General features: G+C 67.3%; 1 pseudogene. It reads right to left on the bottom strand.

The window, feature by feature from the left end:
* A pseudogene (locus tag KHN96_RS22690) lies at positions 1 to 695 on the bottom strand (hypothetical protein); the annotation flags it as partial.

Here is a 695-nt window from a genome sequence, read left to right as displayed (position 1 = left end):
CGGCTCAGGATTGGCCGTGTCCGCTTCCGGCGGCGCTTCCCGGACGTTCAGCGTCTGGCCGGGCTGCAAGATGCCCAGCGAGACCAGGTAGCCCTCCAACTGCGCCTGCAACGCGGCATCGAACTTGTGCAGGTTCAGCCGTCCGCGACGCGTCACCTCGACCGTGACGACCTTGGAACGAGCCTTTCCGGGTTCGGGCGGGTAGTACAGGTTGATGCGTGCCGCCGTGATCAACCAGCCGCGGGCCAGCGGGTCCTCACCGGGGAACTCCTCGCGCAGCAGTTCGGTGACGCAGCGCTGCTCGCTCGACGCCATCGCCGTGCAATCGAGCTTCAGTGCCGTGCTCGGGCTCAACACCGAGATGGACTTGACCTGCAGCGCCACGAAACCGTCCGCCACGGCCTGCGGCACGTCGAAGCCGAGGCGCAAGACCGACAGGTCCAGCGTCGGCGGCTTGATGCGGTGCGCGTCCACCTTGATGCCCAGCAGGTGCTCGGCGAAGGCGTTCACGAGCATCTGGTGGTACTTGGCGCCACCGCGCACGAGGGTGCGAACGACTCCGGTGGCCACCGCATACTCGAGCACCATGTGGATGTTCGGGTTGCCGACGCGACGGGTGAGATGGGCGCCCTCGAACTCCAGGCGCAGCATGGCCAGGTCCTTGACGTGGACCGTCAGCAGGAACACGCCGGGGC

Origin of the sequence: Ralstonia mannitolilytica (genome assembly GCF_905397375.1) — a bacterium.
GTDB lineage: Bacteria > Pseudomonadota > Gammaproteobacteria > Burkholderiales > Burkholderiaceae > Ralstonia > Ralstonia mannitolilytica.
The sequence above is the reverse complement of the archived record's forward strand: the minus strand, read 5'-3'. Positions and strand labels throughout refer to the sequence as shown.